Origin of the sequence: Fibrobacter sp. UWT2 (assembly GCF_900142545.1) — a bacterium.
Taxonomy (GTDB): Bacteria; Fibrobacterota; Fibrobacteria; order Fibrobacterales; family Fibrobacteraceae; genus Fibrobacter.
The window spans coordinates 1-14,263 of record NZ_FRBF01000009.1 but is presented as its reverse complement, the minus strand read 5'-3'; the positions used below and the strand labels follow the sequence as shown (position 1 = coordinate 14,263).

Annotated in this window: 11 protein-coding genes; 9 read left to right on the top strand and 2 right to left on the bottom strand. The window is 44.8% G+C overall.

Annotated elements, in window-relative coordinates:
- The first annotated feature begins 11 nt into the window (after positions 1–11).
- From BUA40_RS07855 to BUA40_RS07840, 4 genes are read left to right on the top strand one after another with little or no spacing between them, the layout of a single operon-like run.
- Entirely contained in the window at positions 12–1,421 is a 1,410-nt protein-coding gene (locus BUA40_RS07855; protein ID WP_072800094.1) for a sodium-dependent transporter, read from the top strand.
- Between the two features lie 33 nt (positions 1,422–1,454).
- Positions 1,455–1,895 (top strand): very short patch repair endonuclease, encoded by a 441-nt coding sequence (locus tag BUA40_RS07850; RefSeq protein WP_072800093.1) that lies wholly within the window; start codon positions 1,455–1,457, stop codon positions 1,893–1,895.
- A 53-nt stretch (positions 1,896–1,948) separates the two neighbouring features.
- Complete coding sequence (locus tag BUA40_RS07845; protein WP_072800092.1) at positions 1,949–2,884, top strand: bile acid:sodium symporter family protein; 936 nt, start codon at positions 1,949–1,951, stop codon at positions 2,882–2,884.
- A gap of 3 nt (positions 2,885–2,887) precedes the next feature.
- Positions 2,888–3,292 carry a GNAT family N-acetyltransferase gene (locus BUA40_RS07840; RefSeq protein ID WP_072800091.1) on the top strand — a complete coding sequence of 135 codons (405 nt, stop codon included), beginning with the start codon at positions 2,888–2,890 and terminating at the stop codon, positions 3,290–3,292.
- Here the strand turns inward: BUA40_RS07840 and BUA40_RS07835 are convergent.
- A complete protein-coding gene (locus BUA40_RS07835) occupies positions 3,273–4,706 on the bottom strand; it encodes an ATP-binding protein (protein WP_072800090.1) in 1,434 nt (477 codons plus the stop codon). The genes BUA40_RS07840 and BUA40_RS07835 overlap by 20 nt on opposite strands.
- A 736-nt stretch (positions 4,707–5,442) precedes the next feature.
- Here BUA40_RS07835 and BUA40_RS07830 point away from each other — a divergent pair.
- The 5 genes from BUA40_RS07830 to BUA40_RS07810 all read left to right on the top strand — a co-directional run bounded on the left by BUA40_RS07830 (position 5,443) and on the right by BUA40_RS07810 (position 12,385).
- Positions 5,443–7,239, top strand: a complete 1,797-nt coding sequence (locus BUA40_RS07830) for a site-specific DNA-methyltransferase (RefSeq protein ID WP_143149734.1) — start codon at positions 5,443–5,445, stop codon at positions 7,237–7,239.
- 4 nt (positions 7,240–7,243) lie between these two features.
- Positions 7,244–10,024: a DEAD/DEAH box helicase gene (locus BUA40_RS07825; protein WP_072800088.1), complete on the top strand. Its 2,781-nt coding sequence runs from the start codon at positions 7,244–7,246 to the stop codon at positions 10,022–10,024.
- 574 nt (positions 10,025–10,598) lie between these two features.
- Positions 10,599–11,294 (top strand): EndoU domain-containing protein, encoded by a 696-nt coding sequence (locus BUA40_RS07820; protein ID WP_083585335.1) that lies wholly within the window; start codon positions 10,599–10,601, stop codon positions 11,292–11,294.
- Positions 11,294–11,659, top strand: coding sequence for a hypothetical protein (locus BUA40_RS07815; RefSeq protein ID WP_072800086.1), 366 nt, complete (start codon positions 11,294–11,296; stop codon positions 11,657–11,659). The genes BUA40_RS07820 and BUA40_RS07815 overlap by 1 nt, the downstream gene beginning before the upstream one ends.
- Positions 11,660–11,737: 78 nt before the next feature.
- The gene (locus BUA40_RS07810) at positions 11,738–12,385 is read left to right on the top strand and encodes a DUF4417 domain-containing protein (RefSeq protein WP_072800085.1); all 648 of its coding nucleotides are present in this window, start codon (positions 11,738–11,740) and stop codon (positions 12,383–12,385) included.
- On the opposite strand, the gene BUA40_RS07805 is transcribed toward BUA40_RS07810, so the two are convergent.
- On the bottom strand, positions 12,348–13,685 hold the full coding sequence (locus BUA40_RS07805; RefSeq protein ID WP_072800084.1) for an ATP-binding protein: 1,338 nt from the start codon (positions 13,683–13,685) through the stop codon (positions 12,348–12,350). The two genes, BUA40_RS07810 and BUA40_RS07805, sit on opposite strands and share 38 nt — an antisense overlap.
- Positions 13,686–14,263 lie beyond the last annotated feature (578 nt).

Below are 14,263 nucleotides of genomic sequence, written 5' to 3'. Positions count from 1 at the left end.
TTTTCTTCATTATGGAACGCGAAACCTTTAAATCAAGACTCGGATTTATCCTCATTGCCGCCGGTTGCGCCATTGGCCTGGGCAACGTGTGGCGCTTCCCTTACATTGCTGGTCAGTACGGTGGAGCGGCCTTTGTGCTCCCGTACCTCGGCTTCCTGCTTTTCCTGGGCCTGCCCATTTTAATGGCAGAACTTGCCTTGGGTCGTGGCGGTAAGAGCGGTATCGCTCGCGCATTCGACAACCTGGAAAAACCGGGTACCAAGTGGCATTGGGCCAAGTTCCCGCTGATTTCGGCCAACTACATATTGATGGCCTTCTACTCGGTGGTGACCGGATGGATGTTCTATTACTTCTACAAGATGGTGACCGATCCCAAGTTCCTCTTGGGCACTCCTGATGAGATTGCGGCCGGTTTCGGCGAAATGCTCGGAAACCCGGGCCTCATGATTTTCTGGATGACGGTTGCCATTGTCATCGGCCTCTTTATTGTGTCGCTTGGCCTCCAGAAGGGTGTGGAACGCATCACCAAGACCATGATGATTTGTTTGCTTGTCATTATGGTAATCCTTGCAATTCGCGCCGTGACGCTCCCCGGTTCTACGGCTGGCCTAGAATTCTACCTGTTGCCGTCCTTGGAACGCCTTACGCAATCGGGCAAGGGTCTGGGCGAGGCTATCTTTGCCGCCTTTGCACACGCCTTCTTTACCTTGAGCCTCGGTATCGGTAGCATGGCCATTTTCGGTAGCTACATCGGAAAGAATCATTCCTTGGCCAAAGAAGCCACGAGCGTCTGCATTCTGGATACCGTCGTCGCTTTGGTCGCAGGTATTATCGTGATTCCTAGCTGCTTTGCCTTCAACCAGTCTCCTGGTCAGGGCCCGGGCCTCATTTTCGTGACGCTTTCCAACGTGTTCGCCATGATGCCTGCCGGTAGATTCTTCGGAGCCGCATTCTTCCTGTTCATGTCGTTTGCGGCCATGTCCACCTTGATTGCCGTTTTCGAAAACCTGGTTTCTTTCTGGATGGACCTCAAGGGATTCAAGCGTCGCAAGGTCGCCTACTGGAACATTCTGATCGTATTCCTGCTTTCGCTTCCCTGCGCTCTCGGCTTCAACATGCTTTCGAGCTTTGAACCCTTCGGCCCCGGCAGCTGCGTTCTGGACCTCGAAGACTTTATCGTGAGCAACACCATGCTCCCGGCAGGTGGCATGTTCATCGCCATCTTCTGCTCTAGCCGCTACGGTTGGGGTCAGGAAAAGTTCTTTACCGAAATGAACGCCGGTAAGGGTTACAAGATTCCGTACAACGCCGCATTCAGAATCTACTTCAAGTGGATTTTGCCGGCACTCGTTTCGATCCTCCTGATTCAGGGCTACCTCTCCAAGTTTGCACCGGAACTCTGCGCTAAGATTTTCGGATAACAATCTGACAAACTGACAGCGACATTTACTCAAATGAAACGTCGCCAGAAAAAACGTCTTCCAATGAACCGCTCGCAGATGATGCAGGCGGTTCATTCCGTAGATACGAAACCAGAAATTTTAGTACGCCGAGCGCTTTTTAAAGCGGGGCTGCGCTATAGGCTCCACCGCCGCGATTTGCCAGGCACGCCAGACCTGTATATTCTTAAGCATGGCGTGGTCATTTTTATAAACGGCTGTTTCTGGCACCAACACGGCTGCAAGTTCACAAGCCGCCCCAAAAGCAATCCCGAATTCTGGAACGAAAAGTTCACGAACAATGTCGTGCGTGACGTCAAGACAAACTGGAAGCTTTCGCTACAAGGCTACCGCGTCGCCACTGTGTGGGAATGCTCCATCAAGAACGATTTCGACCGTACCATTGAACGCCTGAAGGCATTCATCACTAGCGACGAAGAAAGCATCGAGATTTAGGTCACCGGCTAGAAAATAGATTATCTTTTTCGTTGATTTAAGAAGGTTGTAAAATGCATTTTCTTGAAAAGATCAGTGAATTTGTGGGCAAGTGGATGGCGGTTGTCGTTTTGGCCATCGCGGCGCTCTCGTTGTTCGTCCCGAAATCGACACTCTGGATTGAACTCTCGTGGGTGAATTACCTGCTGATGGTCGTGATGTTCGGCATGGGGCTTACACTCAAGCTGACCGATTTTGCACTTGTATTTGCACGTCCGAAGGAAATTACTATCGGATGTGCGGCACAGTTTATCGTGATGCCGGCACTCGCGTTTGCACTTTCCAAGGCGTTCGGGCTCGATGCCGCCCTCATGGCGGGCGTGGTTCTCGTAGGCACCTGTCCCGGCGGGACTTCCAGCAACGTGATTACATACCTATCGAAAGGCGACGTGGCGCTTTCCGTGGGCATGACGAGCGTGAATACGCTGCTCGCACCCGTATTGACGCCGACAATCACCTATCTGCTTTTGCGCACCACCGTAAACGTGGACGTGATGGCGATGTTCCTTTCTATCGTGAAGGTCGTCATCGTGCCGATTGCGCTCGGGTTTGTTATCAACAAGTTCTTCGGCAAATGGACTGCCCGCGCCGTGAAGGTGCTACCGCTCGTCTCGGTGATTGCGATTGCGATGATTGTAGCCGCAGTCGTCTCGCACAATGCATCGAAGATTCTCTCCACGGGCGCTATCGTGTTTGCCGTGGTGATTCTCCACAACCTGCTCGGCTACGGCTGCGGTTTTGGCCTCGGAAAGTTGCTGAAATTCTCGACCCCCAAGACGAAGGCGCTTTCCATCGAAATCGGCATGCAGAATTCCGGACTCGCTACAAGCCTTGCTGCGACCGCGTTCTCGGGCCTTGCGATGGCGACCGTCCCCGGCGCCATATTCTCCGTGTGGCACAACATTTCGGGTGCGATACTCGCGAACGTTTACCGCAGGTGGGAAAAATAAAACATGGCCATTGAATACAAAGACATCCACGATTTCTCGGAACAAGATTTAAAAGACCTCTTCCTCTCCGTCGAATGGTCCTCGGGACATTTCCCCGACAAGCTCGTAGTCGCGATGAAAAACTTCAAGACCGTCATCTCGGCCTGGGACGGCGAAAAGCTCGTCGGCATGATCTGCGCCATGGATGACGGCATCATGAACGCCTACGTGCATTACCTGCTTGTGCGCCCCGAATACCAGGGCCAAAGCATCGGCAAGGAACTCGTGGAACGTGTCAAGGAAATCTATAAGGATTACCTGCGCGTAGTCGTAGTCGCCTACAACGAAGAACTCTCCTTCTACGAACATTGCGGCTTCAAGAAAGCCGACGATGCGAGCCCGATGTTTATTACAAGTTTGTGGACGTAGGTTCCTTTTTTACCCAACGCCCATTTTTCGATGCACCTTCCCAAGCATAGCCAAGCTTTTTGAGGTCCCTCAAAATAGTCTTACTTGAAACATTGAACCTTTTAGCTAAATCATCCTTTGATATCATGGAATTTTCCACAACAACCTGCTCCACTTTTTCTGCTCTCGGAATGTCATTTTGAGTGACATTTTGAGTGACATTTTGGGTGACATTTTGAGGTTCATTTGGGGTGACAATCCTACCGTTCAGTTTGTTCATCGGGAACGTCACCACGGTATAGCCACCCTCTTCACTCCAAAAGGGTTGTGGAGAACCTTCAGCTTTGCAAGCATCCATTATGCGCTTTATTCCCGAGCCCCATTTTTCTAAGTATGTTATTTGATAGAGAACCGTCGCAGCAATCTCGTTTCGTGGATATGACTTATGCGACCGCTTAATAGTTTTGGGAGTTAATTCGCGGGGTAACAAGCCCGGGCTTTCAATTTCTATACGGTCGTCATATATGGCAATGCCGATAGAGCACTGGTAAATGTCATAATCCCTATGGCAAAGGGCGTTAATCAGTGCCTCGCGCAATGCCGTTGCAGGAACATCAAGGTGTTCTTCCCTTTTAAACCCCTTGATTTCTCCGCTAAGAGAAAGATGCTTGAAAAAGAACGACATGCCCGCATCAAGCAGTTCAAAGAAATTGCCATGAGCCTGCTGGTTGTCGATAAAGTAATTTTTGTCCATTCCTCTAAAACGAGCCATTCGAATTTCATAATCATACGAAAATCTCTTAGAAAAAAGAAACACAGCGGCGTTCCGCAAATTGTCGCCATCCAACAGGTTCCATTTTTTCAATATTACTTTAATTGACTCATTGAGTGACCCCACCGGAATTCGTTTTTCTTCGACTCCGAGACGGACTACGCCACGAATTGTGCTGACATCAAGGTCTTTTATAGAATACCCCTCAGCCACCCTCATTTCCCACGAATATTTGTGCGGCATGTTGATCCGAATTCTAGCATCAAACATATCCCTAGGCATTGCTTTAGTGACACTTTCCAGTCTATAGTATGGTCTTCCATGAAATGTGTACGGGTCATTCCCATAGACCCACGGATTGAACCTCAGTACGATTACTTGATGGTTGTCCTTGCCGGGAATGTCTACATATTCAATAACAGGGGTGACCGCAGGTTCTATTCCCGCTAACGCTTGCGCGATATCGCGACGGGTAGATTCAGAAACGATTTGCCCAACAATACTCAAGGAAGGCGTGACACCGAAAACGAGAACGCCGCCATCGGAATTCAGGAAGGCGCATGCCGTATGCATGCCCTCCCGGAGTTCGCCGGTAGATTTTTTCAGTTCAATATTCTTCGTTTCATCTTTAGAAATCAGTTTTTTGAGTTCTTCCAAAGTCATCGAATTGCCTCGCTATTAAAACCGTCGCCATTGGGCGACAATTTGGCTGGCCGTTGCGATTACGCCGAAAAACAGCGCACAACATGCCCTTGCTTACTTGTTATGTATTGAAATTTTCCACGCCTTGCGCGGAATGGGATGATCTTGCGATTCTGTTGGCGGGGGCTTTCCCCGGCGTTACTTGCCACTCTTTCGAGTGAACTCGAGTAGGTCGTGTTCCTACCAGCTATCCAACAGAACCATCAAGAAGGTTGATGGGCCCCGCCGCGAATGCACGTACGGACCCGAAGGTCTATGTCGACTGTCACGAGGATTATCGAATATCAGCTACAATATATACAAATAGATTGTCAGCGTCAAGGGATATCTTATTTATTGCGGCAACGAAAAAAAAGCCCCTAAAATTGTCATGCCGGGTTTGACTCGGCATCTCCTTTTCTCTTCCAATTATTTATATTTCCCATTGACATAGCTCTGCACCTCGTGGTGCAGGGCACGAGTTTAACGTAGAGTTAGCTCTTATTCTCGAAGTGGAAATCTGGAAAATTTCAAAATCTATTGAGAATAAGGCGAGCGCTCACGTCCAGCAATGGGCGTGGGTCGTTTGTGCTTATTTATAGATAGGTTTTCCAGAGCCTCCACTTCAGTAAGTGCATTCGACGCCACGCTTTTTTATTTAAAGCTGTGACGCGAACAGCACTAAATAAGGGCGTGCACCCTTAGCCGTGAGGTTCACGTGGCAGAAACATTGGATGGTCTCAAGATTCGCATCCGCGAATTGGAAAAAGAAGTCGAACGCTGGAAGTCTCAGGTCAAGAGTGTCCGCTATGGGCTCAACTGGATGGACGTTCCTGAAGCCTTTGACAAGGATTCCGAAGACAAAATTCCAATTCTCGAAGAAGTCGCCGAAAAGGCCGTAGATGCGGAAGGTCCGTTGACAGGAAAACCTCCTCATGTGATTATCGAAGGCGACAACTACCACGCACTCACTTGCTTGAATTACACTCACCGTGGCAAAATTGATGTCATCTACATTGATCCGCCGTATAACACGGGTTCGGATGGATTTACTTACAAGGACAAACGTTTCTTGACAGAATTTCCCGATGGTCAAAAAGTTCCTAAGGAACATCCGCTTCGCCATAGCTATTGGCTTTCGTTTATGGAAAAGCGTTTGAAGTTGGCAAAGAATTTGCTGAGTGATAAGGGGGTGATTTTCATCAGTATTGATGATAACGAACAAGCGAATTTAAAGTTGTTGTGTGATAAAGTATTTGGGGAAGGAAATTTACTAACGGCTTTCCCACGAAAGGGAATTGGTGGACGTCAGGATAGCAAATACTATGCAATAGTTCACGAATATATTCAAGGATATGCAAAGAGGTTAGATAAGTTTGAATCAGGAAGAATGATTAAAGGAAAAAATTTCCCTTTATTTGACGAATCTAAAAAGCTCCATTATAAAACTCAATTACTCCGGAAATGGGGTGATAATAGTAAAAGAGAAAATCGTCCAAATTTATTTTATCCAATTTATTACAACAATTCTACCAATGAGTTTAGCCTATCTAAATCGAAGAATTCTTTGGAAATATATCCAATGCTTGATTCGGATAATGAAGGACGCTGGCGATGGGGCAAAAGTACAATGGAAGATGCTTTTCATAAAGGACTTGTTGAAATACAAAAAAACAGAAAAGGTGAATGGATTCCATATGAAAGGATCTATGATAATCCAAATGAAGAAAGTACAAAGCCCTATTCAAGTTGGATAGATGATATTGATAATTCTACAGGAGCTTCATTGCTAAAAGAAATTCTTCAAAACGATGATTTTAGCTATCCCAAACCTGTAGACTTGATAGACAGAATTATTCGCATGAGCTCGATTCGGAAAAATATAACCATTCTTGACTTCTTCGCAGGCTCTGGCACGACTCTACATGCCACACTCAATCTTAATAAAGAGGATGATGGTATTCGCCAATGCATTCTTGTTCAGCAGTCAGAAGGCGACAACAACATCTGTGAAAATGTTACATACGAGCGTAATCGTCGTGTAATGTGTGGCTACACAAACGCAAAGGGGGAAAGCGTCGATGGTTTAGGTGGTTCTCTTAAATACTACAAGACTGGCTTCGTCGGCAAGCATCAGAGCAAAAATGCCAATGATGCAGACAAGGTGGAACTTGCTGAAAAAGCAGGTTGCCTTATCGCACTAGCAGAAAACACCTTGGAAACAATCAAGGTCCCCAAGGCCGCAAAGGGCTTCTGGCAAATCTATTCTGATAATGCAGAAAAGAAAAAGCGCTATACCTGTATTTACCATAATGGCGATTATGGTAAAGTTCCTGATTTTGTTGCAAAAATCGATGAATTACGTGCTACTGATAAAAAGTCAAAATTTACGGTTTATGTATTCAGCTGGAATTCTCCTGACTTCTTTGAAAACGAATTCGATGATTTGAAAAACATCGAAATCAAGGCGATTCCCAAACCGATTCTCGAAATCTACAAGGCTTTGAACGGGTAACAATATGCAGATGCTTCCTTTCCAAGAAAACGCGGTCCTCGGCACGAACGGTCTCGTAGAGACATTCAAGAAACTTTGGCAAACAGGCGACCATAATCTCGATATTACATTCAAGTCTCCGACTGGTTCTGGCAAGACTTTCATGGTGTCAAATTTTGTTCGTGAACTGCAGAATGATCCCGCTTTTAATGACGATGTCGCTTTCGTTTGGATTACTTTCTCAGACGATCTTGCGATGCAAAGCCGCGACAAGTTTTACGATTACTTTTTCCCAAATATCGGGCGAAGTCTCTTGACCATTGCGGATTTTTCCGAAGGGGTTTTGCATAAAGACGATATCCTGTTTTTGAATTGGCAAAAGTTGGTGGCAAAAGATGCAAAAAAACGTTTGTTGCGTCGCCCCGATGAAGTTGAGTTGCAAAAAGAACAGGGATTCTACTTTGAAGATATCGCGGAAAATACAAAGAAAGAAGGTCGCGAAATTGTGATGATTATCGATGAAAGCCACAAGAACGTGACTGCATCGGCTTATCGTGATGTTATTACGCCACTTAATCCACGAATCATATTGAATGTTTCCGCGACACCTGAAAAAATCCCCAACATTAGCGATGTGCAAAATCTGCGTGCAGGCTATGTTGAAGTCAAACGCTCCGATGTTGTGGCTGCAGGTCTTATCAAGGAACAGATTATTTCGCAAACAGAAGAAGATTTGAGAACCATTGAAGGTGAAGATTTGGATTTTGCCTTGCTGCGACTCGCTAAGGAGAAACGGGAATCTTTGGCAGTGCAGTGGACTCGCCTCGGACAAAATATCAACCCGCTCGTTCTAATTCAGTTGCCAAACGATGACTCTAAACTCAAGGACCAAGGCGTAGAAACGAAGGAAGAGCTCGTCACAAGGTTTTTGACTGAAAATTGCGAAGTTCCAGCAAATAAAATTGCCAAATGGTTTGACAACAAGAAAGAAAATCTTGAGCATATTTCAGATGCCGATAGTCCCGTAGATTTTATACTTTTCAAGTATGCGGCTGGAACGGGGTGGGATTGCCCTCGAGCTCATGTTATCGTGATGTTCCGTGAAATAGAATCGCCAACATTCAAAACACAGACTCTCGGAAGAATTTTACGCAACCCTGTTCCTAAAATTGATTTGACGGCGTTCCCCGAACTTCGCGAAGGATTCCTTTACACGAACTACCGCAAAAATGAAATCTCCGACATTCCCGATACTGTTGAAAATAAACCTAAAACAGAAGTGACAAATCTTGCACCGCATCTCTTCGGAAGGTTTGCTACGCAAGAAGCAACGCACAATGTCTTACAAGAACTGAAAAGTTCTATGTTTGATAAATTGGTTGCAAATGGCTCAGATAAGCCTATTTCAGATGTTGCGCCTAAAATTGAAGCTGCGTTAAAAGAAGCTGTTAAACAGGTTGCTCCTGAATTATCGACAAACCCGGGAATATTGTCCGATAATCATCCCGAATTGAATCTTTTTGGCGAAATTGATTCTCCAGCATCAAAAATTCAAAAGACAGAACAAATTGTTGAAACGGCAACTCGAAATGTCAAGGCTATATTGACGGAACATTTCGGAGAGAGCGTTGCAAATAAGGCTACCGAAATTGTCGCTGAGGCTACCCGCGATTTTGCAGAAACGCTCGTTCAAAAACAGCAGTCTTCATTCATCGTTGATCCACTTTTGAAGAGCGATTTCATTAGCCGTGCAGACTATGGTGATATTGGTAAGGCAAGTAGTTTCCAGAGTTCATTTGTCAAGTCGATGAACAACTATTTTGGAATTAACGAAAATGTTTATAACAATCCGTTTGCTCAAGAGGGCGTTCTTGAAAAATTTGGCATAGATATGTCTCAGACACTTTCAACCGAAGTCTTGGCGAATGCAACTTTTGCAGGGACCAACGATTTAGGCAAGAATGTAGAGCATGAGATGAGCGACAATGAAGTCGAAAAGAACTTCATGAATGCTTGCTACAACATTTTGGAAGAACAGACCGAACCCGATGCTAAATATGGCAACATAGCTCGTTCTTGGGGACCCTTCAAAGAAGCTCTTCGCCAATGGTTTGAACGCTATTCAATGACGAACATTGATAATGTCGGTCGCTACAAAATTTTCTTGAAGGACTTATTCAAGAATTCTGCAAGTGTATTCCGCAAAGCTATTACTCAGGCTCTCAAGGATTACAGACCCATTCGCGATGCGTTTGTTGCCGAACGTCGCAAACAGGAAATGCAGGAAGCCTTGCCGTTCAAGGTCAAGACATCTTATGCGTATTCGAGCGATTATGTTGATTATAACGCTAGCAAGAAGAGTATGCTTCGTCCATTCAAACTTAAAGCAGAATATTCAGGACGCGATAACGAAATCGCTTTTATCGAGTTTCTTGAAAACCTAGTTACAGTAGAATGGTGGTTTAAGCAGAATGATGACGGCAAGGATTTTTACGCACTCAAGTATTTCAACACCACCGAAAATCGAGAACGGCTCTTCTATCCCGACTGGATTGTAAAATTTTTGGATGGCCGCATCGGTATTTTTGATACTAAGAGTGGGTTTACTGCCGCCAATCCTGAAGGACGCGCAGAAGCCCTTTCGAAAAAGTTGCGTGATTTGAATGCTCTTGCCGGCACAGAAAAATTTGTTGGCGGCTTGTGTGTTCGTGAAAATAAACTGTGGTATTGCAACAGTGCCGAAAAATATCGTTACAAGGATGAAAAGGGCAACCTTGCTGAAGGTTGGAAATTGATGCAAGGGTAATGGCTATACAAATGCTGAAATAGCTTAAGGAGACAATCAATACTTTAGATAATTGTATTTGACATAGACTTTTGACAGAGTCCTTGTTTAATTGATCGAAATTCTGGCAGATTTCAAAAAATAACGCAATGGACAGACTCTTGCCGCACCCCTTTGGGCGTGGGTCGTTTGTGCTTATTGCGTTATGGGCTTGCCAGAGCCTCGATTGAGTAAGTGCATTCGACACCACGCCTTTTTATTCATAAAAAAAACTTGTGTCAAAAAGGACCTAACAAAGGTCTAAAGAGTGTAAAATATACAAATGGGTTGAATTCTTCCGTGTAGTTTACAGGGTGAAGGGGCTAAACAAAAATAATGAGACTGAAAATGCTGATTTTAAGTTTTGACGACTAAATATTGTATTGGGAAGGCGCTCAAAAAAACAGGCAGCTTTCTTGGCACGTATGTTCCGATAACAAAAAAGGAGGTGTAAAGCAAAAATAGCGACATAAACTGAAATTAAAAGAGTAATCAATCAACTATTAGGCTGTGACTGTCTAATGGGTTTTGGATTGTTGCCTTCGGGCAGCGAATCATGAAGATTTCACATTTTCCGCCGCAAGGCACGGAGAAAAAAATCATGGGTGAAAAAGCCTCAACCCAGCCGGGGGTTGTTTACAAACTACCGGAATTGCCAAAGGAGTATCAGCATTTGTTGAACGAGCTCCCGCAAAAGTACATTCAAACAACGCTTTTTCCTGAAGAGGAACTCGCAAAGCAGAATCGTCCGGAACTTTATCAGACCGAGGTCCCGAATAATTCACCATTAAAATACTTCAAGGGTGATTTAGAAGGGCTAAAGCAGACGGAACACTTTGAATCTGGCCTAATAAAACATATATTTAATGGGGAGGTCAAACTCGCTTCTGCGGGCAAAGGGAAGAAACGATTGGAGGCGACGGGTTACCATACCGAGGTAATCAAGAATGCTGAAGGACAAATTATTCCCGGGACAAAATCATCCCCAGATACCAAAGGAGTATATCAAGGTAAAGTCAAGGTCAACGGAGTCCGAAAACGCACAATGGGCGGAATGTCAACATTCTTCCCCGAACACTGGTCACCGCAACATATCGTGAATGCGATAAACGAGGCGTACAAAGGTAAAAGCGCAATAGATCCTTCTGGTAAAATATTTTATGGATATTCAAAGGAAGGTGTGAAAATAAAAATGCGAATTAGCCCAAATGGAAAAATCTCAAGTGCATTTCCGATTATGGAGGAAAACTAATGAATTACAATTACGCAATTAAATACCTTGAATTTGAAGGAAAAAAGGACTTTCTATACTTTGCCTTTGAAGAAGAAACAGGAATACTCACGAACTTCTTCACTGGAGAGGTTGTGAATTTCTACAAAACTATCCTAGAGCAAATCGAACAGGTTCTTTCCAAGAAGAAAAGACATATTGAGTGCTCCGGCAACGAGTGTTATTGGAATATTGGCCTCAAAGAAACCCTAATCGTCGACAATTTCGCAAATGAGGGAGATTCTTCGGAAATCACCGTCGAGACATCTGAACTCAAACGATTGATTGACGAATGGATTGCTGCCCGCGACAAGTTTAAGGAACAGAAAGCCAAGGGCGAAATTTAGGCCAAATCAATATTGCTCTGCAAATTGCGGTACCCCGTTTAGGTTCCGCAGTTTACACTCATATTCCAAGAGGTAAAAATGAACGAACAGTATTCAAGCCCATACGAAATTTTGTATAGGGGCAAGGACTTCGATGAAAAGGAAATTCCTAAACGTGTTCAGTCCTTTTCGATGTCGCTTACATATCCTGATTATGGCGCATGGCTCCATTACTACGAAGAAGAGGAACTCTGTAAAGCCTATACAGATGGTCTCTCGCCGTATCTTGGACATATCAAAAAATTTTCTGGAAGTCTCACACTTGATAGAAGTATCGGATGGTGCGACCATATAGACGTTCAAAAGGATTCTGACAATTTGAATAAGCATAGTCGAGAATTATTCGAGGCTAACAATATTCCGAACATAATCAATGTGCGCTTTGGAGACAAAAAGTCGTATCATTTTTGTTTTCGAAATGTCCCGCAAAATGCAATGCTGTTTATCGGAAACCAGGGAACGCAACGGTATGCTGATTACAAAATGGTTCAATTTGCAGGAACGATGGAATTAATAAAAAGGAAAGATCCTCGTGTTTTACTTGTTTACGGAAGCGCGGACAAGAGAATTCAAAACGAATGTGAAAGACAAGAAATCTCTCTTGTTCGTTACCCTAGTCAATGCGAGTTGGCTCATGCTAAAAAGTTTTTCACTCCAAAAACATTGCCATGTAGTACGGCAGTGTAACCATTTTGCCTGCAACACCGATGTTGTTTTCGGAAAGCTTGTAGCAAACCTTGGCAGCATAGTTGTCATTACTCAGAACAGTCTTTGCCGACTTGGAACGTCCCGATGTCGCCTTGACTTCAATAATGGCGAGCTCGCCACCGACATTTTCTACAAAGTCAATTTCTAGCCCCGTATCTTTGCGGAAGTAGAACAGCTTGCGGCCTTGTTTAGAGAAACAATCTGCGATGATGTTCTCGTAGATGGCTCCTTTATAGAATCCCAAATCTCCGCTTAGAATCTTGGCCGCGGTGCCGCGTTCCAGCATGGCGACAAACAGGCCGGAATCCTGCACATAAATTTTAAACGTATTCTCGATCTTGTAGCCTTCAAGGGGTTCTGCGATGTTGGTCAGGTTGTAGCAGATGTTAATGATGCCGCAGTCGTAGAGCCATTGGATTGCGGTTTGGTAATTTTCGGAACGACCCTTCTTTTCTAGTTGCGAATAAACAAATTTGTTGTTTTCCTTCGCAAGTTGGGCGGGAATTGAATCAAAGACGCGATTGATGCGGCCAAGAAGCGTGCGGTCGATTTCCTCGTTTTCGTTCTCGTCAAGGTGCTTGCCAAAGTCGTCCTTGTATTCTTCAAGAATGTCTTGCTGTTCCTGCCAAACGATGTTCATGTCGTTCGTCTCGACAAATCGAGAAACGACATAAGGGAGCCCGCCTACACAAAGGTATTCCTTGAAATAGCGGAGCATGGCGTTATGCGTCGCCTCGCTTACGGGTTCCTTTTTCGCGAAGCATTCCTTCAGGTAACTGATGACATTTTCGCCGATACCCTTCGCCCACAGAAATTCCTCGAAATCCATGGGTTTCATATAAATTATTCTTTCAAAACCGGTTGGGACGCCTTTTCCCTTTTTACGGTTGTACCCCTTAATACCAAGCAGGGAGCCAGTACAGATGACATCGTAGCGACCGTCTTCCATAAAAGGCTTGATGCTTGCGCGGGCGTTTGCACATTCCTGAATTTCATCGAAGATGATGACGGTCTTGTTTTCGACAAAATGCACATTAGGAAAAAGCGCGGAAAGGTCTATAGTAATCCTATTGACGTTCAGGTCTCCCTCGAAAACCTTCTTCGCATTTTCATTTTCCTTAAAGTTGATATAGACGACGCTCTCGTAGTTGCTGCGGGCGAATTCCAGGACACTGGATGTCTTGCCGATTTGGCGCATTCCCTTGACAACCAGGGCCTTCTTTTTGCCCCCCGAAATCTTCCAATTTTCGAATTCTTTAAGGATTTTTCTCTTGAACATATCCAAAAACTACACTTTTCCGACCGGATTGTCAATAACAAACTGCACTTTTCCAACCGAATTAGCGTACCAAAAGCGCACTTTTTCGCACGAAAAAGTGCAAAATTGCCGATTTTATACAAATTTCGTCAATTTTAGTCAATTCTTCGGCTCCATCAAGAAATAATACCGAACGTCCTCTTTCTAGGAATTATTTTTGCATATTTTATCAATTTTCATTCCTAACATAAAAAATACGGCTTAAACGGACTATTTTAGAGATTATTTTTGCATATTTTGCCTTTTTTCTTTAATTTCGCCCCCCCCCAATTTTCACCTCAAGTTGGGGAGGACAACGGTTTGCGCCTTACGCCTTCACCTAGCAGTGCCTTTTTTCGACGCACCTATCCAGGCAAAGCGTACCAAACAAAAAGAACTTTGCGTCGCTGAGAAAAGGGCGCGATATAGGGTGTAGAGTTTTATCGGGGTCTTAGGGGCTGAGCCCCTAGGCGTGACGTAAACCCCAAAAGTTGGACACAACTTTAGAGGTTTGCATGACAAAAATACACACAGAAGAGGAATGGCAGAGGGTCCTAGAC

Bases quoted from the DNA above. Each gene is read 5' to 3' on its own strand.
- BUA40_RS07835 (WP_072800090.1), bottom strand. From the start codon at position 4,706: ATGACTTTGGAAGAACTCAAAAAACTGATTTCTAAAGATGAAACGAAG.
- BUA40_RS07805 (WP_072800084.1), bottom strand. From the start codon at position 13,685: ATGTTCAAGAGAAAAATCCTTAAAGAATTCGAAAATTGGAAGATTTCG.
- BUA40_RS07815 (WP_072800086.1), top strand. From the start codon at position 11,294: ATGAATTACAATTACGCAATTAAATACCTTGAATTTGAAGGAAAAAAG.
- BUA40_RS07855 (WP_072800094.1), top strand. From the start codon at position 12: ATGGAACGCGAAACCTTTAAATCAAGACTCGGATTTATCCTCATTGCC.
- BUA40_RS07820 (WP_083585335.1), top strand. From the start codon at position 10,599: ATGAAGATTTCACATTTTCCGCCGCAAGGCACGGAGAAAAAAATCATG.
- BUA40_RS07840 (WP_072800091.1), top strand. From the start codon at position 2,888: ATGGCCATTGAATACAAAGACATCCACGATTTCTCGGAACAAGATTTA.
- BUA40_RS07845 (WP_072800092.1), top strand. From the start codon at position 1,949: ATGCATTTTCTTGAAAAGATCAGTGAATTTGTGGGCAAGTGGATGGCG.
- BUA40_RS07810 (WP_072800085.1), top strand. From the start codon at position 11,738: ATGAACGAACAGTATTCAAGCCCATACGAAATTTTGTATAGGGGCAAG.
- BUA40_RS07825 (WP_072800088.1), top strand. From the start codon at position 7,244: ATGCAGATGCTTCCTTTCCAAGAAAACGCGGTCCTCGGCACGAACGGT.
- BUA40_RS07850 (WP_072800093.1), top strand. From the start codon at position 1,455: ATGAAACGTCGCCAGAAAAAACGTCTTCCAATGAACCGCTCGCAGATG.